Below are 21,179 nucleotides of genomic sequence, written 5' to 3'. Positions count from 1 at the left end.
GATGCATAGCAACAAGCTACGCCTGTTAGTGAGCGTGATGGCCGCCGCCAGTGTGGCGCTGCCCGCGCCGATGGTATTCGGCGCCGACGGCATCGCCACCACTCGCTCGGCAAAAGCGAACAAGCCGGCCAACGCCGCCGCGCGCGTGGATGGCGCCGCCATCCGCGCCAACGAGGCCGGCACGCCGAACTGGCCCAGTTACGGCCTGGATTACGCCGAGACCCGCTTCAGCAAGCTTGAGCAGGTGAACGCGGGCAACGTCAAGGGCCTGGGGCTGGCGTGGTCCTACGACCTGGAATCAACGCGCGGCGTGGAAGCAACGCCGCTGGTGGTCGATGGCGTGATGTATGTCTCCGCGCCGTGGAGCGTGGTGCATGCCATCGACGCGCGTACCGGCAAGCGCCTGTGGACCTATGACCCGCAGGTGCCGCGCGACCAGGCCTACAAGGGTTGCTGCGACGTGGTCAACCGCGGCGTGGCGCTGTACAAGGGCAAGGTCTTCGTCGGCGCGTTCGATGGCCGGCTGGTGGCGATCGACGCCGCCACCGGCAAGAAGGTCTGGGAGCAGGACACCATTGTCGACCGCAGCAAGTCCTACACCATTACCGGCGCGCCGCGCGTCTACAACGGCAAGGTGATCATCGGCAACGGCGGCGCGGAATACGGCGTGCGCGGCTATATCACCGCCTACGATGCCGAGACCGGCAAGCAGCAATGGCGCTGGTACACGGTGCCGGGCGACCCCGCCAGGCCCTTCGAGAATGAAGCCATGGCAAAGGCCGCGGCCACCTGGGATCCCAGCGGCAAGTACTGGGTCAACGGCGGCGGCGGCACGGTGTGGAACACCATGGCGTTCGACCCCGAGCTGAACCTGATGTACATCGGCACCGGCAATGCCGGTCCGTGGAGCCGCAAGCTGCGCAGCCCGAAGGGCGGCGACAACCTCTACGCGGCCTCCGTGGTGGCGCTGAACCCCGACACCGGCGAATACGTCTGGCACTACCAGGAAACCCCGGGCGACAACTGGGACTACACTTCGACGCAGGACATCATCCTGGCCGACCTGAAGATCGACGGCCAGCCGCGCAAGGTGATCCTGCACGCGCCCAAGAACGGCTTCTTCTTCGTGATCGACCGGACCAACGGCAAGTTCATCTCGGCGAAGAACTTCGTCGACGTCAACTGGGCCTCGGGCTATGACAAGGACGGCCGGCCGATCGAGACGCCGCAGTCGGACACATCGGGCAAGCCGGCGGATATCGTGCCGGGGCCGTTCGGCGCGCACAACTGGCATTCGATGTCGTTCCACCCGAAGCTGGGGCTGGCCTTTATCCCGGCGCAGCACGTGCCGCTGACGCTGGCCGACAACAAGGAGTGGGCCCACAACCAGAAGGACTCGCCGGAGGCGCATCGCGGCGTGGGCTGGAACCTGGGCATGCTGGTCAATGCCGAGCCGCCCAGGAGCAAGCCGATGGGGCGGCTGATCGCCTGGGATCCGCTGGCGCAGAAGGCGGTATGGCACCAGGACCATGCCGGGCCGTGGAATGGCGGCACGCTCGCGACCGCTGGCAACCTGGTGTTCCAGGGCACCGCGGACGGGCGGCTGGTGGCGTATCACGCCGGCACCGGCGAGAAGCTGTGGCAGGCGCCGACCGGCTCCGGCGTGGTGGCGGCGCCGGTGACCTACCTGCTCGACGGCAAGCAGTACGTCTCGGTGGCGGTGGGCTGGGGCGGCGTGTATGGCCTGAGCCAGCGCGGCAGCGACAGGCAGGCGCCGGGGCGGGTCTACACCTTTGTGCTCAACGGCAAGAAGCCGATGCCAGAGTCGGCGCCGTACGCGATGGCGCCGCTGCTGAGCGGGGTGAAGTACGACCCGGCCAAGGTCGCCGACGGGCAGAAGCTCTACGTCAACAACTGCGTCTTCTGCCATGGCGTGCCAGGTGTCGACAAGGGTGGCAATATCCCCAACCTGGCTTATGTCGGCGCGCCGATGATCGAGCACCTGGACAAGATCCTGTTCAACGGGCCGTTCGTGCAGAAGGGCATGCCGGATTTCACCGGCAAGCTGACGGCCGAGGACGTGGTCAAGATCCAGGCGTTCATCCAGGGCACCGCGGACGCGGTGCGGCCTAAGAAGCCCTGACGGGGGCGCGCGCGGGCCGGCGCTGGCCCGCGCGCTTCATGCGTGCAAAAGTGGCTGTTCGCCAAATCGGAATTGCTCAGAGCCGCGAATCGCGAGGAAATACCGCCTGGACAATTTGAGTCGTGGTGAGCAGTGAAATGAAAATCCAATCAACGGAAACCGTGACGGAGGGTGGCGCCGGCGGCGCCCTCGACAACCTCTCCCTCGACAATCCCGCCCTCGAAAGCATCGGTGTCCGCATCACGCAGTGGCGCCCCGATTACGTCGAGCTTGAGCTGCCGGTCACATCCAGCATGCTGAACCGCAGCCGCGTGGTCCATGGCGGCACGATCTGCACGCTACTGGACGCCGCCACCGGCTATGCCGGCCTGTTCTCGGCACCGGGCGAGGCGGCGCGGCATGCGGTGACGCTGTCGCTGACTTCCAACTTCCTGAGCAATGGCACGGGCAGTGTGCTGACGGCGAAGGGCACCGTCGACCGGCGCGGGCGCTCGATCTTCTTCTCGCGCGCGGAGGTCTGGCTCGATGATGAATTGCTGGTGGCGACGGGCGTTGCCACGATGAAGTACCTGAAGTAAGGCGAGGGGGCGTGCCCCTTTCTCCTCGTAAGCGGACGCTCGTCCGCCCGATCCCTTCCTCCGGTGCCCCGCGCACCACCTCGGGTGTCCTTCGCGCGACTACCCCTTGCGCTCGCCTCGATACTGTATAAATATACAGTTATCGTAAATATCCTATGTCTCTCGCTTCCCGCGAGCGATCCCGACTTCACATGCCTGCGCAATCGTACGCAGCCCCGCCCATGGCGGCGGAGGGCCTTCTTTTCCCTGCGCCGACGCCGGCCAGGCCCGCAGCCCCGGCAGCCCACGCTACGCGGCAGCAGGCGCTGTCAGCGCTCGAGCAGCGCTATCCCGGCCTGTGGCGCGCCGGCCAGCTTGGCCGCGCCGGCAGCGCCGCGGTGTGCCCGACCGGGTATGACGCGCTCTCTGCCGAACTGCCCGGCGGGGGCTGGCCGGCCGGCGGCCTGACCGAACTGCTGACCACGCAGGCCGGCGCGGGCGAGTTGCGCCTGCTGCTGCCGGCGCTGCGCGCGCTGGCCGGGGCGGGGCGCCGCATTGCGCTGGTGGCGCCGCCTTGCCTGCCCAATGCGATGGGCCTGGCCGCGGCCGGCCTGCCGGCGCGCCAGCTGTACTGGCTGCGCCCGCCTGCAGGCGCGGCCAAGGGCGCGCAGCAGGCCGACATGCTGTGGGCGGCCGAGCAGGTGCTGCGCAGCCAGGCCTTCGGCGGCGTGCTGGTGTGGCTGCCCACGGCCCGGCCCGGGGCGCTGCGCCGGCTGCAGGTGCTGGCGCAGGCCGGCGACGCGGTGGTGTGGGCGCTGCGCCCGGCCGCGGCGTTGCGCGAGTCGTCGCCAGCGGTGCTGCGCCTGCTGCTGGCGCCGCAACCCGGCAATGCGCTGTCGATCACCTTCCACAAGCGGCGCGGGCCGGTGCGCGATACGCCGTTGCTGCTGCACCTGGGCGGGATGGAGGCAGCCACGCGCACGGCCGCCTGGCCCGTGCCCGCCGGCGCCCCGGCCGCCGCGCGTTCCGTTATGCCTTCGCCTTCTCAGTCTTCTCAGTCTTCTCAGTCTTCTCCCGATGCCGTACTGGATCGCGGTGCACCTGCCGCGCCTGCCCCTGGACGCACTGCAGCCCAACTGGCCTGAGCCCGCTGCTGCCGGCCCATCCTCCGCCACTGGCACGCTGCACCATGCGCTGCCGGTGGCGGTGATGGCGCAGGAGCAGGTGGTGCTGGCCAACGGTCCCGCGATGCAGCTGGGCGTGCGCTACGGCATGCGCCGCGGCGGCGTGCAGGCGCTGTCGGCGGACATCGTGCAGCTGGAGCGCGACCCGGTCGCGGAAGACGCGTTGATGGAAACGGTGGCGCTGGCGCTGCTGCGCTTCACGCCGGCCGTGACGTTCGACGAGGAGCCCGAATCGGCCACGGTGATGCTCGACGTCACCGCCAGCCTGCGCCTCTTCGGCGGCCACCGCGCAATGTGCCGCGCGGTGCGCGCCTGCGTGCGCCAGCTTGGCACCATTGCCCAGGTGGGCAGCGGCCCGACCGCGCACGGCGCCGCCTGGCTGGCGCGCCAGCCGCTGCGGCGCACCCGCCGCGGCGTGGTGCGGCCCGCGCGCCGGGCGGTGGGCATGGCGCGCCTGCACCGGCTGCTCGACCGCCTGCCGGTCGAGGCGCTGCACACGCTGGCCGACCCGGCCTGGCTCGAAGGCATCGGCTGCCGCACGCTGGGCGAGGTGCGGCGCCTGCCGCGCGCCGGCCTGACGCGGCGGCTGGGCCCGGCACTGCTGGCGCGGCTGGACCAGGCCTATGGCGAGATCCCGGCGCGCTTTGCCTGGTACGCGGCGCCGCCCACGTTCGCGCAGCGCATGGACCTGCCGGGGCGCATCGAATCCGCCGAAGGCGTGCTGGCGGGCGCGCAGCGCCTGCTGCTGGCGCTGGCCGGCTGGCTGGCGCTGCTGCAGGCCGGCGTCACGCGTTGCGTGCTGGTGCTGGAGCATGAGCGCTACCGGCGCGGCGTCGATACTGAAGGGACGCCGGTCGCGCTAGGCCTGGCCCAGCCCAGCCGCGATCCCGCGCACCTGTCGCGGCTGCTGCGGGAGAAGCTCGACAAGCTCAGCTTCCACGCCCCCGTCACCGGACTGGCGCTGCGGGTGGAGGCGATGCAGGCGTGCGTGCCGCAAAGCGATGCGCTGTTCCCCGAACCCGGCGGCACGCCGGAAGACCTGGGCCGCCTGCTCGATACGCTGATGGCGCGGCTGGGCCGCGACAACGTGCTGCAGCCGCGGCCGCTGGCGGACCACCGTCCAGAGCGCGCCAACCGCTGGATGCCGGTCGACGAACCCCAGCCCGGCGGCAAGGCGGCCGCCATGCCGGGCCCGCTGCCAGAGCGCCCGCTGTGGCTGCTGCCGCAACCGCTGCCGTTGCCGGTGCAGCAGCACCGCCCCAGCCACGGCGGGCCGCTGGCGCTGCTGAGCCGGCCCGAGCGCATCGAGGCCGGCTGGTGGGACGGCGCGCTGGCCACGCGCGATTACTTCATCGCCGAGCGCGCCGATGGCCTGCGCTGCTGGATCTATCGCGAGCGTCCCGGCCACGGCGCGGACGAGGGCAGCGAGTACCGCTGGTTCCTGCACGGGTTGTTCGCATGACGCCGGTGATCTCTTCGCTGCCCGGCCTGCTGCCGGCGCTGCCCGACTACGTGGAGCTGCACTGCATCTCCAACTTCACCTTCCTCACCGGCGCCTCGCACCCGGGCGAGCTGATCGAGCGCGCCTTCGGCCTGGGCTACCGCGGACTGGCGCTGACCGATGAATGCTCGGTGGCCGGCACCGCGCGCGCCCACGATGCGATCCAGACGCTGCGCAAGCGCCTGCACGATGCGGTGGCACGCAGCGCGGCGCGCGGCGCGGAGGCAGACATCGACGAGCCGCTGCTCGATCCCGAAGGCGACGCCGATACCGACGAGGACGACCCCGCCGCGCACGCCAGCCGCCACCAGCGGCTGCAGGCGCTGGTGGCCGCCGCCGACAGCTTCGCGCTGCTGATCGGCAGCCGCTTCAGCCTGCCGCCGGCCGATGGCGCCGATGATGCCGATGGTGCCGACCGGCCGCCGCTGCGGCTGGTGCTGATCGCCCAGCACCGCGACGGCTTCGGCAACCTGTCCGAGCTGATCACGCTGGGCCGCCGCCGCGCGCAGAAGGGCAGCTACCGGCTGCACCCCGAAGACATCGCCGCGCCGACCGGCGACGAAGCCCACCTGCGCGGCATGCCGGGCTGCCTGGCGCTGCTGCTGCCCGACTATTGCGCCGATCCCGAGTTGCTGCGCGAACAGGCGCAGTGGTGCCGTGACGTCTTCGGCGAGCGCGTATGGATCGCACTGGAGTTGCTGCAGGGCCATGCAGACGGGCTGCACCGCGCGCGCCTGGAAGCAGTGTCGGCACAGACCGGCGTGCCGTTGGCCGCCGCCGGCGCGGTCACCATGCACGTGCGCTCGCGCAAGCCGCTGTCCGACGTGATGTCCGCGATCCGGCTTGGCCAGCCGCTGGCCGAATGCGGCATGGCGCTGGCACCCAATGCCGAGCAGCACCTGCGCATGCGCCAGGTGCTGTCGCGCCTGTACCCGCGCGATGCGCTGGCGCAGACGCTGAAGATTGCCGCGCAGTGCGATTTTTCGCTGGGCATGCTGCGTTACGAATATCCCGAAGAGCTGGTGCCGCCGGGCTATACGCCGATCTCTTACCTGCGCGACGAAGTGAAGCGCGGCAAGGTGGAACGTTTTCCAAATGGCCTGAAGCCGGAATGGGAAGCGCAGCTGGAGGAAGAACTGCTACTGATCGAGGAAAAACAGTACGAGCCCTTTTTCCTCACCGTGCACGACATCGTGCGCTTTGCCCGCGCCAACGGCATCCTGTGCCAGGGCCGCGGCTCGGCCGCCAATTCGCTGGTGTGCTTCTGCCTGTATGTGACCGAGGTCAGCCCCGAGCAGGCCAACCTGCTGTTCGGCCGCTTCCTGTCGCGCGAGCGCGATGAGCCGCCCGATATCGACGTCGACTTCGAGCACCAGCGGCGCGAGGAGGTGATCCAGTACATCTACCAGAAGTACGGCCGCCACCGTGCCGCGCTGGCGGCGTCGCTGATCACCTACCGTTCGCGCAGCGCGCTGCGCGACGTGGGCCGCGCGCTGGGCATCGACGCGAGTGTGGTCGAGCAGGTGGTCAAGGGCCAGGCCTGGTGGGACGGCCCCGGCTTCGTGGAGAAGATCACGCGCTACGGGCTCGATCCCGACTCGCCCGCGGTGCAGCAGTGGGCCAGCCTGACTGCGCAGCTGCGTGGCTTTCCGCGCCATTTGTCGCAGCACGTCGGCGGCTTCGTGATCGCGCGACACAAGTTGTCGCGGCTGGTGCCGATCGAGAACGCGGCCATGGCGGACCGCAGCGTGATCCAGTGGGACAAGGATGACCTGGAATCGCTGGGCTTGCTCAAGGTCGATGTGCTGGCGCTTGGGATGTTGTCAGCGATCCGGCGGGCGTTGGAGATGATCCCCAATCCCGACGAAACGCGTGCGGGATTGCCTGCGCGCATGGAGGACATCCCCAAGGAGGATCCGGAAACTTACGACATGATCTGCAAGGCCGATACCATCGGCGTGTTCCAGATCGAGTCGAGGGCGCAGCAGTCGATGCTGCCAAGGCTGCAGCCGCGTGCGTACTACGACCTTGTGGTGGAAGTGGCGATCGTGCGCCCCGGCCCGATCCAGGGTGGCATGGTGCACCCTTACCTCAAGCGGCGCGAGGCGTTCCGTTTGACGAAGAAGCCGCCGGTCTTCTTCAACGCCGTGATCGAGAAAGTGCTGGGCCGCACGCTGGGCGTGCCGATCTTCCAGGAACAGGTGATGCAACTGGCCATCGACGCGGCGGGTTTCTCACCGGGGCAGGCCGACCAGCTGCGGCGCTCGATGGCGGCGTGGCGCAGGCGCGGCGATCTCCGCCAGCATCAGGACGCGCTGGTGCGTGCGCTGACCCGCAATGGCTATCCCGAATCGTTCGCGCTGGCGATCTGCAAGCAGATCGAGGGGTTTGGTGAATATGGCTTCCCGGAAAGCCATGCGGCCAGCTTCGCCAAGCTGGTGTATGTCAGCTCCTGGCTCAAGTGCCATCGTCCGTCGGCCTTCCTGTGCGCGCTGCTGAACAGCCAGCCGATGGGGTTCTATTCGCCATCGCAGCTGGTGCAGGATGCGCAGCGGCATGGGGTGGAGGTCTTGCCGGTGGACGTCACGTTGAGCCGGTGGGAAAGCACGCTGGAGCCGGTGGAGGCCGATGCCGCGCAAACGCATCCGCACGTGCGCCTCGGCCTGAGCCGCGTCAAGGGCATGCGCGAGGAGGCCGCGCTGCGGATCGAGGATGCGCGTGCGCAGCGTGCGTTCGACAGCGTGGAAGACCTGGCGCTGCGAGCCGCGCTGGACCGGCATGATATCGACGTGCTGGCCGCTTCAGACGCGCTGGCGCCGCTTGCGGGTCATCGCCGGCAGGCGCGATGGCAGGCACGCGCGGCGGCTGAACACGCGGCGCACCGCGATCTTCTGTATGAGGCGCCGCCGGCAGAAGATGCGCTCGTACTGCCTGCGCCGCGGCTGGGAGAGGATGTGACGGCGGACTACGCCAGCCTCGGGCTCTCGCTCAAATCTCATCCGCTGGCGTTGTTGCGGGACAGGTTGAAGGCGATGCGGTTTGCTACCGCCAGTCAGCTGCAGCGCTGTGGCAATGGGCGGCGGGTGCGGGCTTGCGGGATCGTCACGGTGCGGCAGCGGCCATCTACGGCCAGTGGGACTATTTTTGCGACGATCGAGGATGAGACTGGTACGGTCAATCTGATTTTATGGCCGGATCTGGTGGAGAGGCAGCGGAAGGAGGTGTTGGGGGCTACGTTGCTGGGGGTGGTGGGGACGTGGCAGCGGCAGGGGGACGTGCGGCATCTTGTGGCCAAGGAACTGGTGGATCTTAGTCCTTTGCTGGGGAGGTTGATGGTGGGGAGTCGGGATTTTCATTGAGATTTTTTGTTGTTTTGGTGTTGCTGCGGCTTACCTCAGTCCAGCAACTTGTCAACCGTCATCGGCAGATCGCGCACACGCCGTCCAGTCGCGTGATACACAGCATTGGCAATGGCCGCGGCCACCCCCACGATGCCGATTTCGCCGATACCCTTGGTGCCCAGCGCATTGATATGCGGATCGTGCCCGTCCAGCATGTCGACCTCGATCTCCCCCACGTCGGCGCTGACCGGCACATGGTATTCGGCAAGGTTGGCATTGGCCACGCGGCCGGTGGCCAGGTCCAGTTCGCTTTTCTCATGCAGCGCCATGCCGATGCCCCAGACGATGCCACCCACCAGCTGGCTATGCGCGGTCTTGCGGTTCAGCACGCGGCCCACGTCGTAGCAGCCGGCCACGCGATGCACGCGGACCTCGCCAAGGTCGGGATCGACATGCACTTCGGCAAAGACGGCGCCGAAGGCATGCATCGAGTATTGCTTGCGCTCGTCGCCCGGCGCGGCGCTGGCGTGGGCCTCGATGGGCTTGCCGCCAGCGCGCGTGATGGCCGCGCCGACCTGCTCCCGGCGCGACGGGTCGCTGCGCAGCCGCAACCAGCCGTCCACGACTTCCACATCATCCGGGCGCGCGCCTGACAGCGGCGAGGCGGGATCGGCCACGGACCGCGCCACCAGCTTCCCAAGTGCGGCGGCGGCTGCCTGTTGCACCGCCGGGGCGACGCTGGCCACCGATTGCGAGCCGCCCGACACCGGCGCCTCCGGGAAATCCGTATCGCCCAGCTCAAAGCGCACGCGCTCCGGCGGCAGGCCCAGCGCGTCGGCGGCCACCTGTGTCATCACGGTATAGGTGCCGGTGCCCAGGTCCTGCGACCCGCTGCGCACCAGCGCCGTGCCATCCGGCAGGATGCGCGCCATGGCGCTGGCGCCCGAGCGGTTGGCAGGGTAGGTGGCGGTGGCCATGCCCAGTCCGACCAGCATGCCGCCGGCCTGCATCGAGCGCGGCTTCGGATCGCGGCGCGACCAGCCAAAGCGCTCTGCCGCCACGCGATAGCATTCGCGCAGCGATTTGCTGGAGAAGGGCTTCTGCTTGTGCGGATCGGCATCGGCGTGGTTGCGCAAACGCAACTCGACCGGATCGATGCCGAGCCGATCGGCCAGTTCATCCAGCGCGCACTCCAATGCAAAGCTCCCCGGCGCTTCGCCCGGCGCACGCATGAAGGTCATGGTGCCGATCTGCAGCCGTGCCACCCGGTGGCTGGTTTGCAGGTTGGGGCATGCGTAGAGCGAGCGCGTCAGCACGGCGCAAGTCTCGAGCCATTCCTCGAGTTGCGCGCTGCCGATGATGACGTCGTGCCGCAGCGCCTGCAGGCGGCCATCGTCACCGCTGGCGGCGACCACGTGCTGCTCGGTGACTGGCCGCGCGCCGACCGGGCCGAACATCTGCACGCGGTCGACCACCAGCTTGACCGGCCTGCCGGCCGCTTGCGCCGCCATGGCCGCCAGCACCACGTGCGACCACATCGAACCCTTGCAGCCGAAGCCGCCGCCGACGAAGGGGCAGCGCACGCGTACCTTGTCGGCGGGGATGCCGAGGGTGGCCGCCACCGCCTTGCGCACGCCGGTGATGTACTGGGTCGAGTCATACAGCGTCAAGGCGTCGCCATCCCAGGCGGCGATGGTCGCGTGGGGCTCCATCGGGTTGTGGTGCTCCATCGGCGTGGTGTAGACCTCGTCGACGGTCGTGGACACTGAGCGCAGCGCGGCGTCGACATCGCCGCGATGGCTGTCGGCCTGGCCGGCGTCTTCGCCCTTCGGCTTGCCGGCGCGCGCGCGCGCCTGCGCGAAGTCCAGCACGGCTGCCTCCTCGCGGTAGCGGAACACCAGTCGCGTCGCTGCTTCACGCGCCTGCTCCAGCGTATCGGCCACGACCACGGCGATGGGCTGGTTGTTGTAATGCACCGAGGTGTCCTGCAGCAGCGCCATCACGTGGCCGGCGGTCGGCGTATCGGCCCCGGCCTTGCCGCCCTTGGGCAGTTTCGGTGCGTTGAAAGGTGTCATCACCAGCCGCACGCCGGGCAGCTGCTCGCATGCGGCGCTGTCGATCGATTCCACCTTGCCATGCGGGATGGTGCTGGTGACCATTACCGCGTGGACCATCCCTGGCACGACATGGTCGGCTGCGTAGCGTGCGCGGCCGGTGACCTTGAGCACGCCGTCGGTGCGGTCGATGGGGGCGCCGGTAACGCTCATTGCCATGCTCCTTCATGCGCCTTGCGGGCGGGCCGCGACCTGCAGCGCACGCACCACGGCGCGTTGCGCCAGCCCGACCTTGAAGGCGTTGTGCTCATAGGACCGGGCGCCATCTAGCAGCAGGCGGGCGGCCTCGGCCGCGCTGTGCGCGCTCAGCGGCCGGCCGGTCAGTGCCTGCTCGGCAGCGGGCACGCGCCACGGCTTGTGTGCCACGCCGCCGAGCGCCAGACGCGCGCTGCGCACGGTATGGTCGGCAAATTCGAGCGCCGCGGCCACCGAGACCAGCGCGAAGGCGAAACTGGCCCGGTCGCGCACCTTCAGGTAATGCGCATGGGCGGCATAGGGCGAGGGTGGCAGCTCCAGCGCCACGACCAGCTCGCCGGGCGCCAGCGTCGTGTCGATCTCCGGCTTGTCTTCCGGCAAGCGATGGAAGTCGGCGATCCGGATCCTGCGCTCGCCGCCTGGCGCACGCACGACAATAACGGCCTCCAGCGCGGCCAGCGCCACGCACATATCGGACGGATGCACGGCAATGCAATGCTCGCTGGCGCCAAGGATCGCGTGCATCCGGTTGATGCCGTCGCGCGCGCTGCAGCCCGAGCCAGGCTTGCGCTTGTTGCAGGCCGGGAAGCCGGTGTCGTAGAAGTAGTGGCAACGCGTGCGCTGCAGCAGATTGCCGCCCACGGTCGCCATATTGCGCAACTGCCCGGAAGCGCCGGACAGCAGCGCCTGCGCCAGCAGCGGATAGCGTTGGCGCACCAGCGGCTGGTTGGCGGCGTCGGTGTTGGTGAGCATCGCGCCGATGCGCAGGCCACCGTCGGGCAGCGCCTCGACCTGCGCCAGCGGCAGCCGGCTGACGTCGACCAGTTGCTGCGGCGATTCAACACCGGCCTTGACCAGGTCGAGCAGGTTGGTGCCGCCGCCAACATAGCGAGCGCCCGGCTGGCTGCCCAGTTGCAGGGCTTCGTCGACGGTATCGGGCCGCGCGTAGGAGAAGGGCTGCATGCCGCTGCCTCAGCGCGCGCCTTGCTTGCCGCCAACCTCGCGGATCGCGGCGACGATCCTGGGGTAGGCACCGCAGCGGCACAGGTTGCCGCTCATGCGCTCGCGGATCTCGTCGTCGCTGAGCGGAAGTGTGGGCGAGGCCAGCGGCTGCACCATGCTGGCCTCGCCGGCGCGCGCTTCGGCCAGCATGCCAACTGCCGAGCAGATCTGGCCTGGCGTGCAGAAGCCGCACTGCAGTGCGTCATGGGCGACAAAAGCGGCCTGCATGGGATGCAGCCTATCACCGTCGGCCAGGCCTTCGATGGTGGTCAGGTCGCGGTCTTCCTGCATCACAGCAAGTGTCAGGCAGGACTGGATGCGCCGCCCGTCGCTCAGCACGGTGCAGGCGCCGCACTGGCCGCGGTCGCAGCCCTTCTTGGTGCCCATCAGGTGCATCACTTCGCGCAATGCGTCGAGCAGGGTGGTGCGCGGCTCAAGCTGCAGGGTGTGGGTCTGGCCGTTGATACGGAGCGTGACGGGGCGCGCGGCGGCGCCCGCAGGCGCGGTGGCGTCGCGCCGGGTGGAGTCCTTGTGTTCGGACATTGTGCTGGCCTTTTGTGGAAGGGGCGGCACCGTGGGGAGAGCGCCGCGCCTGACAGTGCAGCAAGAAGGACAGCAAATTCGGTGCCCGGCAGCGAGGCGGGCCAGGAACGGGAGAGGGAGGGAAGAGGTGAGGGAACGGTGCCGCCGCGTGCGTCAGAACTCCACGGCGGCTTGTAGAAATTACGCTCGCGCCACGCGGGCCGCACAAAGAAAAGGCGGCGCACAATGGCGCCGCCCTGGCATTGACCGTAAGGCCGCAGAGGCCTTAGCCCTTCAGCACGCTGCCGATGGCCTTCGCCACGATTTCCACGTTGCGCTCGTTCAGGCCGGCCACGCACATGCGGCCCGAGCGCAGCAGGTAAACACCGTACTGCTCGCGCAGGCGCTCGGCCTGGTCGGCGGTCAGGCCGGTATAGGTAAACATGCCGCGCTGCGTCAGGTAGCGCGACAGCGCTTCGCCGCTGACATGGTCGCGCAGGTTGTGGTGGATCGCTTCACGCATGCGCGCGATGCGGCCGCACATCTGGGCCAGTTCTTCCTCCCACAGCTGGCGCAGCTCGGGCGTGGTCAGCACCTTGGCCACCACGCGCGCGCCGTGCGTCGGCGGGTTGCTGTAGTTGGCGCGCACCGCGCCGGTCAGCTGGCCGAGCACGTTGGCGGCTTCCCCCGCGGTGTTGCAGAACACGCTCAGGCCGCCGCAGCGCTCGCCGTACAGCGAGAAGTTCTTCGAGAACGAGTTCGCCACGAGGCAGGGCACGTCCTGCGCGACCAGCTCGCGGATCGCAAAGGCATCGTCTTCCAGTCCGGCGCCGAAGCCCTGGTAGGCCATGTCGACGAAGGGCAGCAGGTTGTTGGCATTGACCAGCGCGATCAGCTGGCGCCACTGGTCCTGGTTCAGGTCCACGCCGGTCGGGTTGTGGCAGCAGGCGTGCAGCAGCACGATGCTTTGCGCGGGGATGGTGCGCAGCGCGTCCATCATCGCGTCGAACTTCAGGCCGCCGGTGGCGTCGTCGTAGTACGGGTAGGTGTTGACCGTGAAGCCCGCGCGCTCGAACACCACGCGATGGTTTTCCCAGCTCGGGTCGCTGATCCACACCTGCGATTGTGGGTAGTAGCGCTTGAGGAAATCCGCGCCCACGCGCAGCGCGCCGGAGCCGCCCAGCGTCTGCAGCGTGGCGATGCGGCCGGCGGCGCGCGCCGGCGAGTCTTCGCCAAATACCAGCGCCTGCACCGCGCTGCGGTAGCCCACCAGGCCCGACATCGGCAGGTAGGGGCGCGGGCCCATGTCAGCCAGCAGCGCAGCCTCGGCCTTGGCGACGGCCTGCATCACCGGCAGGCGGCCGTCATCGTCAAAATAGATGCCGATGCTCAGGTTGACCTTGTCGGTGCGGGGATCTTTCTGGAAGTCCTCGTTGAGCGAGAGGATCGGGTCGCCGGGAAAGGCTTCGATGTGTGCGAACATGGGATGCGATGGAATCAGGTCGGAGGGGGCTGCTGCGTGGCGCAGGCAGGCGCCGGGCACCGCGCAGCAAGGATTCTAACCGGCGGCGCCCGCGGGCTGCGGGCGCCGCGCCGGCCGGTCAGCGCAGTTGCTGGGTGGCGACGCCGTCCTGCAGCGGGGCGGCCGCGTTCTTCTGGCGCACCAGGTAGCTGATGGCAAGGACCACCAGCCACACCGGGATCAGGTAGACCGAGAGGCGCAGGCCTTCGGTCAGGTACATCACCACCAGGATGCCGGCCAGGAACACCAGGCACAGGTAGTTGGTCAGCGGGTAGCCCCAGCTCTGGAACTTTGTGGCCTGGCCGGCCTTTCGCTTGTCGGCGCGGAATTTCAGGTGGATCAGGCTGATCATGGCCCAGTTGATGATCAGGGCCGACACCACCAGGCCCATCAGCAGCTCGAAAGCCTTGCCCGGCATGAAGTAGTTGATCACCACGCAGGCCGCGGTGGCCAGCGCCGAAAAGCCCAGTGCCGCCAGCGGGATGCCGCGCTTGTTGACCTTGAGCAGCGCCTTGGGCGCATTGCCTTGCTGGGCCAGGCCGTACAGCATGCGGCTGTTGCAGTACACACCGCTGTTGTAGACCGACAGCGCGGCGGTCAGCACCACCACGTTCAGCACGTTGGCAACCCAGTTGCTGTTCAGCGCATGGAAGATCAGTACGAACGGGCTGCCGCCGGTGACCACGTTTTCCCACGGGTACAGCGACAGCAGCACTGCCAGCGCGCCCACATAGAAGATCAGGATGCGGTAGATCACCTGGTTGGTGGCCTTGGGAATGGTCTTCTCGGGCGAATCGGCTTCCGCCGCGGTAATGCCCACCAGCTCCAGGCCGCCGAACGAGAACATGATGACAGCCATGGCCATCACCAGGCCGCCCATGCCGTTGGGGAAGAAGCCGCCGTGCTGCCACAGGTTGGCCACGCTGGCTTGCGGGCCGGCATTGCCGGACATCAGCAGGTAGCCGCCAAAGCCGATCATGCCGATGATGGCCACGACCTTGATGATCGAGAACCAGAATTCCATCTCGCCGAAGGACTTCACGCTCGACAGGTTGATCGCATTGATCACCAGGAAGAACACCAGCGCCGAGACCCACGTCGGGATTTCCGGCCACCAGTACTGCACGTAGATGCCGACGGCCGACAGCTCGGCCATGCTTACAAGGATGTACAGCACCCAGTAGTTCCAGCCGGAGAGAAAGCCGGCGAAGTGGCCGCAGTACTTGTCGGCGAAGTAGCTGAACGAACCGGCGACGGGCTCGTCCACCACCATCTCGCCGAGCTGGCGCATGATAAAGAACGCCACGATGCCGGCGATCGCGTAGCCCAGCAGGACCGACGGCCCCGCCATCTTGATGGTCTGGGCGATGCCCAGGAAAAGGCCGGTGCCGATGGCCCCGCCCAGCGCGATCAGCTGGATATGCCGGTTCTTCAGGCCACGCTTGAGCGTGCCGTCATTGCTGCTTGCATGCATTCAGTTGTTTCCTCTACCCATTCTCATGGAATGTGGGCCCGCGCCTCTGGCTGTTTTGAGTCGGACGCTTGGGCCGGGGGGACGCCACCACCCGCACGGCAGGGTGACTGCCGCGTGGGTGGTTCGCTTACCGGAACCGGCTGGTGCCTGTCACAGGCGGCCGGTCAGGGAAGGCCGATGCCGGTCAGGCCTCGACCTTGAGCGTGCCGCGCTCGATCTGGTCGCGTTCCAGCGACTCGAACAGCGCTTTGAAGTTGCCTTCGCCGAAGCCTTCGTCACCGCGGCGCTGGATGAACTCGAAGAACACCGGACCCAGTGCGGTCTTGGAGAAGATCTGCAGCAGCAGGCGGGGCTTGCCGCCTTCCGTGGTGCCGTCCAGCAAGATGCCGCGCGACTTCAGTTGCTCGACGGGCTGGCCGTGGCCGGGCAGGCGCGTTGCCAGCGCGTCGTAGTAATAGTCGTTCGGCGCGGTCATCAGCGGCACGCCTGCGAGTTGCAGGTTGTCGATGACTTCGATCAGGTTGTCGGTCAGGAAGGCGATGTGCTGGATACCCTCGCCATTGAAGGCCATCAGGAACTCTTCGATCTGGCCGGCGCCCTTGGACGATTCCTCGTTCAGCGGAATGCGGATTTTACCATCCGGCGCGGTCATGGCCTTGGAGGTCAGGCCGGTGTATTCGCCCTGGATGTCGAAGTAGCGGATTTCACGGAAGTTGAACAGCTTTTCGTAGAAGTTGGCCCAATAAGCCATGCGGCCACGGTAGACGTTGTGCGTCAGGTGGTCGATCAGCTTGAGGCCGTGGCCAACCGGGTGGCGGTCGACGCCTTCGACGAACTCGAAGTCGATGTCATAGATCGACTTGCCTTCCTCGAACCGGTCGATCAGGTACAGCGGCGCGCCGCCGATGCCCTTGATAGCAGGCAGGCGCAGTTCCATGGGGCCGGTCGGGATTTCAACCGGCTGGGCGCCCAGTTCCAGCGCGCGGGCGTAGGCCTTGTGCGAATCCTTGACGCGGAAAGCCATGCCGCAGGCGCTCGGGCCGTGTTCGGCGGCAAAGTAGGCGGCGTGGCTGTTCGGCTCGCGGTTGACGATGAAATTCACCTCGCCCTGGCGGTACAGCACCACATCCTTGGAGCGGTGCTTTGCCACCAGCGTAAAGCCCATCTGCTCGAACAGCGGCTCGAGCACGTTGGGGGTGGGCGAGGCGAATTCAACGAATTCAAATCCCATCAGCTGCATCGGGTTGTCAAACAGGTCGGCCATGGCTTTCTCACTAGAGGGGAGGTTAAGTGATTGGATCGGTGCGGCGCCGGCAGAGTGCCGTGAGGCAGGGCGGGCGCGCACCGGAGATCGGAATTCCGGTTCAGCACTCCGCGCCATCGGCGCTGGCGCCTGGCGTGCCAGGCAAGGAAGGCAGGTTCATGGTCATGGGGGCGTTCAGAACCGGTCAGTCGGGAAATATTATTGCAGTGGCGACTTTGCCCGGATCGGGTGCCGCCGCCGCCAGTCAGTGCCGCGCAAACTGTTTGCCGCGCTGGCTTTATGTCGCTGGCTTGGGATGCAGTGTATATTCTGGCCAGCAAAATTGGATTTCGTTAGCCACGCAGGGAAACCCTAGATTATGAAATTCAATTGCAAAAATCTTTGAAATGAGGAAATCAAAGTGCAAACGATCGACCTGGACCGTACCGATCGCCGCCTGCTGGCGGTATTGCAGGAGAACGCGCGCGCCTCGAACCTGGAGCTGGCGGAGGCAATTGCGCTGTCTCCGGCACAAACGCTGCGGCGTCACCGTCGCCTGGAAGAGGCCGGGCTGGTCAAGCGCTACGAAGCGCGGCTGGATGCCGCTGCACTTGGCCTGGGCGTGGTCGCCTTCATCCATGTGACGATGGAGCGTGGCCATATCCGCGAGCTGTCCAACTTCAAGCGGCTGGTGGCGGAGCTCGCGCAGATCCAGGAGTGCTTTTCCGTGACCGGAGATATCGACTACGTGCTGAAGGTGGTCGCCAGGGACCTGAAGGCGTTGTCTGACTTCCTGCTCGATACGCTGATGCGCATCCCGGGCGTCAGCGCGGTCAAATCCAGCGTCTGCCTGGACGAGATCAAGTGCACCAGCGCCGTGCCGGTGGAAGCCTGAAACCGCGCGTCGGTGTTTCCGTCACTCCGGGCCGTTGCCGGTCCGGTCGCATGCCACGTTCATCTCGCGGCATATGGCGCACCACGCGGGGCATGAGCCGGGTTTGTTGGCGTCCGGCGCATCCGTAGCGGGCAGGTCGGATGGCGCCACATGCACCGTCATCGCCGGCCGCGGCGGCCGGCAACCGCTGCAGGCGCGCGCCACTGCTTCGTACAGGGCTTGCAGCCCCACCGGCTTGACGATCACCGCATTCATGCCGGCAGCCAGCGCCGCGGCGTGGTCTTCCGCCACGGCACTGGCGGTGCAGCCGACGATCGGCACATCGCGGGCGGCGCCATCGCGGGCCCGCACCGCGCGCGCGAAGGCCAGGCCGTCCATCACCGGCATCGCGCAGTCGCAGACGACGACATCGAACACGGCGCCATCCAGCCTGGCCAGCCCGTCGCGGCCGTCCCCGGCGGTCGCCACATGGTGGCCCAGGTACTCCAGCTGGCGCTGCAGCAGCAGGCGGTTGGGCGCATGGTCGTCGATCACCAGGATGCGGGCGTGGCAACGCGCGCAGCCTGGCACCGGCACAGGCTGCGCCGGCGAGGCCGCGACGGCGTCGGCCAGCGCCAGCGCCAGCGACACCGTCACGCGCGTGCCGTGGCCCGGCTGGCTGGACAACGAGATCCGTCCGCCCATCGCGCTCGCCAGGCGCTGGCAGATCGCCAGGCCGAGCCCGGTGCCGCCTGCATGGGTGCGCGACTGGTCGTGTACCTGCACGAACGGCTCGAACAGCCGCGCCTGCGCTTCGGGTGGTATGCCGATGCCGGTATCCGCAACGGCCAGCGTCACGGCCTGCTTGCCGTCGGCGGCTGGCTCGGCTTCCAGCCGGACCCGGATCGCCCCGCGGTCGGTGAAGCGCACTGCGTTGGACACCAGGTTGCCCAGGATTTGCCGGAAGCGCAGGCCGTCGACCTGGTGCAGCGGCGCCACGCCAGTGCCAAGCTCGCTGGTCAGCGCCAGCCCCTTCTGCCCGGCCACAGGGCCAAAGATCAGCAAGGTGTCCTTGATCAGCGCCGGCAGCGACGCGGGTGCCGGGTGGATGCTGAACTTGCCGGCTTCCATCTTGGACAGGTCGAGGATGTCGTCGATCAGTGCCAGCAGGCCGAGCGCCGACTCATGCGCGGTCACCAGTTGCAGGCGTTGGTGGTCGGGCAACTGGCATTGCGCCAGCGTCAGTTCCAGCATGCCGGTGATGGCGTTCATCGGCGTGCGGATCTCATGGCTGACCGAAGCCAGGAAGGTGGACTTGGCGCGGTTGGCGGCCTCGGCCTCGGCCTTGGCGTGCGCCAGTTCGGCCAGCATGTCGTGGCGCTCGGTCAGGTCGACGCAGCCGCCCGCGAGGCCCTTGACCTTGCCGTCAGCGCCCCGCAGCGGGGTAACCCAGTTCAGGACATGATGGCTGCGCCCGTTGAGCAGCAGGCAACGGTCCTTGCGCAGCGGCTCGCCCTCGTCGAGGACCTTGCGGTAGTCGCGCGCCAGTTCGGCCATGTCGGTGACGATGGGATGCGCATGGCCTGGCGCATCGAGCGGCTGCCCGCGAAGCATGCTGCGCGTGGCGCCGACGAGTTCCTCATAGTTGCGGTTGCACGTGATGAGGCGCAGCGAGGCATCGCGCAGGTAGACCGGCTGCGGGATACCGTCGAGCAGCGCCGACTGGATCGCAATGTGGTCCTTCAGCGCGCTCTCGGCGGCGCGGCGCCGGCGCACCTCGCGGTGGAGCACGGCGATCCATGCCAGCAGGCATGCGCTGAGGCCGCAGAACAGCATCGCGGCCCAGCCGTACAGGCGTTCATGGGCCAACGGGGTGGCGTACACGGGCGCCATGGTCTGGCCCGTGGCACCAGTCGAGAAGGCGATCAGGAGCATCGCTGCCCAACGGTATAACGCGGCGCTTGCGTGGCGGGGTTGCGACCGGGCGAGGGGTGCCGTGCGGAGGGATTTCGAACGGACCGGCAAGCGAGACAGGCAGGACAGGCAGGACAGAGGGGGCAAGGTGAACCAGGAAAATACGGCTGGTATTCACTCTAGATCCTATGAGATAGAGGGAGCCATCGACAAGCGCCCATACCTAAAATCAGCGTGTCGTGCTTGGGCTCACAGGAGAGCATCATGCGTACAGATCAGACCACGGGTACCGAGGAGCGGGTGTTGGCGGTGTCGCTCGAACTGGCGGCCGCGAAGTGGAAAGTGGCGTTACACGACGGGCACCGCGAGAAGCCTGCGGTGCATACCGTCGCGCAGCCGCAAGCCTCAGCGCGTCTGCAGGCCGTCATGGAGCTAATCGAACAACACAAAGACAAGTGGTCGCTGCCAGCAGGTGTGCGCGTCGTCATAAGCTACGAGGCAGGCCAGGACGGGTTCTGGATCTGTCGCGCGCTTCAGGCACGCGGCATCGAGTGCTACGTCATCGATCCGGCCAGCATTCCGGTCGAACGCCACAAGCGGCGCGCGAAGACCGACCGGCTCGATGTCATCAAGCTGGTGATCAGCCTGCGCGCCTGGCTACGCGGCGAGCGCGACCGCATGCACGTCGTTCACGTGCCATCCCCGCAGGACGAAGCGTCGCGGCACCTGATGCGCGATCGCGGGCAACTGCAGAAGGAAGTGCTGCAGCACTGCGACCGCATGCGCAAACTGTTGGCCACCTTCGGCTGCTGGGATGAGGTGCATCACAGGCACTTCGCCGGCCGGCTCGCCCGTGACGAGGTGAAGTGTCACGACGGCGCGCCGTTGCCGCCCGAAATGCGCGAGCGGCTGCTGCGCGAGTGCGATCGGCTGGCGCTAGCGCAGCAGCAACTCGCGGCGCTGGAGAAGACGCGGCAGGCAAGCCTGCCCGCACCCGCGTGCCAGCGACGCGATAACCTGGCGCGCCTGAAAGGAATTGGCGAAGTGGGCGCGTCACGCCTCGCGCTCGAACTGTTCTGGAGGGAGTTCGGCAACCGGCGCCAAGTGGGTGCCTGTACGGGGCTGGTGCCCCAGCCTTACGACAGCGGCGAGAGCCAGGTCGACCAGGGCATTAGCAAACAGGGGAACCGACGAGTGCGCGCGTTACTGATCGAGATGGCATGGTGCTGGCTCCGCTACCAGCCCGACAGCGCACTCACGCGCTGGTTCAACGAGCGGACCCAGAGCACGGGACCAAACCGGCGCGCCCGGCGTATCGCGATCGTTGCAGTCGCACGGCGACTGGCCATTGCGCTGTGGCGCTATCTGAAAGACGGTGAGATTCCCGAAGGCGCACGGCTGAAGTCGGCATAGGCCTCCTAAAAGCTTGCAGGAAAGAGGTAACGCTCGGTCAGGGCAACTACGCAAGCACAAACGGTCTGAGGTGAACATGCCCGTTAGGCTCCTGGGTTGCTGAAGCAACCGATTTATCTAGATGGGGCATTTGTTCCTGGTTGATGATTCCGGCGTAATGCGCATGCAGGATGAGGCCGG

The 21,179-nt window shown here is 67.6% G+C and carries 14 protein-coding genes; 7 read left to right on the top strand and 7 right to left on the bottom strand.

Annotated elements, in window-relative coordinates; translation table 11 throughout:
- Window position 1: 1 nt before the first annotated feature.
- The 5 genes from LPA45_RS21705 (at window position 2) to LPA45_RS21685 (ending at window position 8,744) form a co-directional block, all read left to right on the top strand.
- Window positions 2-2,143, top strand: a complete 2,142-nt coding sequence (locus LPA45_RS21705) for a PQQ-dependent dehydrogenase, methanol/ethanol family (RefSeq protein WP_116323841.1) — start codon at window positions 2-4, stop codon at window positions 2,141-2,143.
- Window positions 2,144-2,280: 137 nt separating this feature from the next.
- The gene (locus tag LPA45_RS21700) at window positions 2,281-2,721 is read left to right on the top strand and encodes a PaaI family thioesterase (protein WP_233528479.1); all 441 of its coding nucleotides are present in this window, start codon (window positions 2,281-2,283) and stop codon (window positions 2,719-2,721) included.
- Window positions 2,722-2,912: 191 nt separating this feature from the next.
- Window positions 2,913-3,845, top strand: coding sequence for a translesion DNA synthesis-associated protein ImuA (gene imuA, locus LPA45_RS21695; protein ID WP_199414758.1), 933 nt, complete (start codon window positions 2,913-2,915; stop codon window positions 3,843-3,845).
- Window positions 3,778-5,346, top strand: coding sequence for a DNA polymerase Y family protein (locus LPA45_RS21690; RefSeq protein ID WP_317925300.1), 1,569 nt, complete (start codon window positions 3,778-3,780; stop codon window positions 5,344-5,346). Before imuA ends, LPA45_RS21690 begins: the two co-directional genes overlap by 68 nt.
- Window positions 5,343-8,744, top strand: a complete 3,402-nt coding sequence (locus LPA45_RS21685) for an error-prone DNA polymerase (RefSeq protein ID WP_116323844.1) — start codon at window positions 5,343-5,345, stop codon at window positions 8,742-8,744. The genes LPA45_RS21690 and LPA45_RS21685 overlap by 4 nt, the downstream gene beginning before the upstream one ends.
- A 35-nt stretch (window positions 8,745-8,779) precedes the next feature.
- On the opposite strand, the gene LPA45_RS21680 is transcribed toward LPA45_RS21685, so the two are convergent.
- The 6 genes from LPA45_RS21680 to hppD all read right to left on the bottom strand — a co-directional run bounded on the left by LPA45_RS21680 (window position 8,780) and on the right by hppD (window position 16,819).
- Window positions 8,780-10,993, bottom strand: coding sequence for a xanthine dehydrogenase family protein molybdopterin-binding subunit (locus LPA45_RS21680; RefSeq protein ID WP_116323845.1), 2,214 nt, complete (start codon window positions 10,991-10,993; stop codon window positions 8,780-8,782).
- A 12-nt stretch (window positions 10,994-11,005) separates the two neighbouring features.
- On the bottom strand, window positions 11,006-11,998 hold the full coding sequence (locus LPA45_RS21675; RefSeq protein WP_116323846.1) for a xanthine dehydrogenase family protein subunit M: 993 nt from the start codon (window positions 11,996-11,998) through the stop codon (window positions 11,006-11,008).
- A gap of 9 nt (window positions 11,999-12,007) precedes the next feature.
- A complete protein-coding gene (locus LPA45_RS21670) occupies window positions 12,008-12,658 on the bottom strand; it encodes a (2Fe-2S)-binding protein (protein ID WP_376790691.1) in 651 nt (216 codons plus the stop codon).
- Window positions 12,659-12,845: 187 nt separating this feature from the next.
- Window positions 12,846-14,042, bottom strand: a complete 1,197-nt coding sequence (locus LPA45_RS21665) for an amino acid aminotransferase (RefSeq protein ID WP_116323848.1) — start codon at window positions 14,040-14,042, stop codon at window positions 12,846-12,848.
- A 118-nt stretch (window positions 14,043-14,160) separates the two neighbouring features.
- Window positions 14,161-15,555: an amino acid permease gene (locus tag LPA45_RS21660; protein ID WP_116323849.1), complete on the bottom strand. Its 1,395-nt coding sequence runs from the start codon at window positions 15,553-15,555 to the stop codon at window positions 14,161-14,163.
- Between the two features lie 184 nt (window positions 15,556-15,739).
- Window positions 15,740-16,819, bottom strand: a complete 1,080-nt coding sequence (gene hppD / locus LPA45_RS21655) for a 4-hydroxyphenylpyruvate dioxygenase (RefSeq protein WP_116323850.1) — start codon at window positions 16,817-16,819, stop codon at window positions 15,740-15,742.
- Between the two features lie 400 nt (window positions 16,820-17,219).
- Between hppD and LPA45_RS21650 the strand changes: the two genes are divergently transcribed.
- On the top strand, window positions 17,220-17,693 hold the full coding sequence (locus tag LPA45_RS21650) for an Lrp/AsnC family transcriptional regulator (protein ID WP_116323851.1): 474 nt from the start codon (window positions 17,220-17,222) through the stop codon (window positions 17,691-17,693).
- A 21-nt stretch (window positions 17,694-17,714) separates the two neighbouring features.
- Here the strand turns inward: LPA45_RS21650 and LPA45_RS21645 are convergent, their stop codons facing one another.
- Window positions 17,715-19,607, bottom strand: coding sequence for a PAS domain-containing sensor histidine kinase (locus LPA45_RS21645; protein ID WP_233528480.1), 1,893 nt, complete (start codon window positions 19,605-19,607; stop codon window positions 17,715-17,717).
- A 243-nt stretch (window positions 19,608-19,850) separates the two neighbouring features.
- Between LPA45_RS21645 and LPA45_RS21640 the strand changes: the two genes are divergently transcribed.
- Entirely contained in the window at window positions 19,851-20,999 is a 1,149-nt protein-coding gene (locus LPA45_RS21640) for an IS110 family transposase (protein WP_116324088.1), read from the top strand.
- The last annotated feature ends 180 nt before the right edge of the window (window positions 21,000-21,179 follow it).

This window comes from Cupriavidus sp. Agwp_2, assembly GCF_040784895.1.
Taxonomy (GTDB): Bacteria; Pseudomonadota; Gammaproteobacteria; order Burkholderiales; family Burkholderiaceae; genus Cupriavidus.
This window is presented reverse-complemented; position numbering and strand designations above follow the sequence as displayed.

Bases quoted from the DNA above. Each gene is read 5' to 3' on its own strand.
- LPA45_RS21705 (WP_116323841.1), top strand. From the start codon at position 2: ATGCATAGCAACAAGCTACGCCTGTTAGTGAGCGTGATGGCCGCCGCC.
- LPA45_RS21700 (WP_233528479.1), top strand. From the start codon at position 2,281: ATGAAAATCCAATCAACGGAAACCGTGACGGAGGGTGGCGCCGGCGGC.
- imuA (WP_199414758.1), top strand. From the start codon at position 2,913: ATGCCTGCGCAATCGTACGCAGCCCCGCCCATGGCGGCGGAGGGCCTT.
- LPA45_RS21690 (WP_317925300.1), top strand. From the start codon at position 3,778: ATGCCGTACTGGATCGCGGTGCACCTGCCGCGCCTGCCCCTGGACGCA.
- LPA45_RS21685 (WP_116323844.1), top strand. From the start codon at position 5,343: ATGACGCCGGTGATCTCTTCGCTGCCCGGCCTGCTGCCGGCGCTGCCC.
- LPA45_RS21680 (WP_116323845.1), bottom strand. From the start codon at position 10,993: ATGAGCGTTACCGGCGCCCCCATCGACCGCACCGACGGCGTGCTCAAG.
- LPA45_RS21675 (WP_116323846.1), bottom strand. From the start codon at position 11,998: ATGCAGCCCTTCTCCTACGCGCGGCCCGATACCGTCGACGAAGCCCTG.
- LPA45_RS21665 (WP_116323848.1), bottom strand. From the start codon at position 14,042: ATGTTCGCACACATCGAAGCCTTTCCCGGCGACCCGATCCTCTCGCTC.
- LPA45_RS21660 (WP_116323849.1), bottom strand. From the start codon at position 15,555: ATGCATGCAAGCAGCAATGACGGCACGCTCAAGCGTGGCCTGAAGAAC.
- hppD (WP_116323850.1), bottom strand. From the start codon at position 16,819: ATGGCCGACCTGTTTGACAACCCGATGCAGCTGATGGGATTTGAATTC.
- LPA45_RS21645 (WP_233528480.1), bottom strand. From the start codon at position 19,607: ATGCTCCTGATCGCCTTCTCGACTGGTGCCACGGGCCAGACCATGGCG.
- LPA45_RS21640 (WP_116324088.1), top strand. From the start codon at position 19,851: ATGCGTACAGATCAGACCACGGGTACCGAGGAGCGGGTGTTGGCGGTG.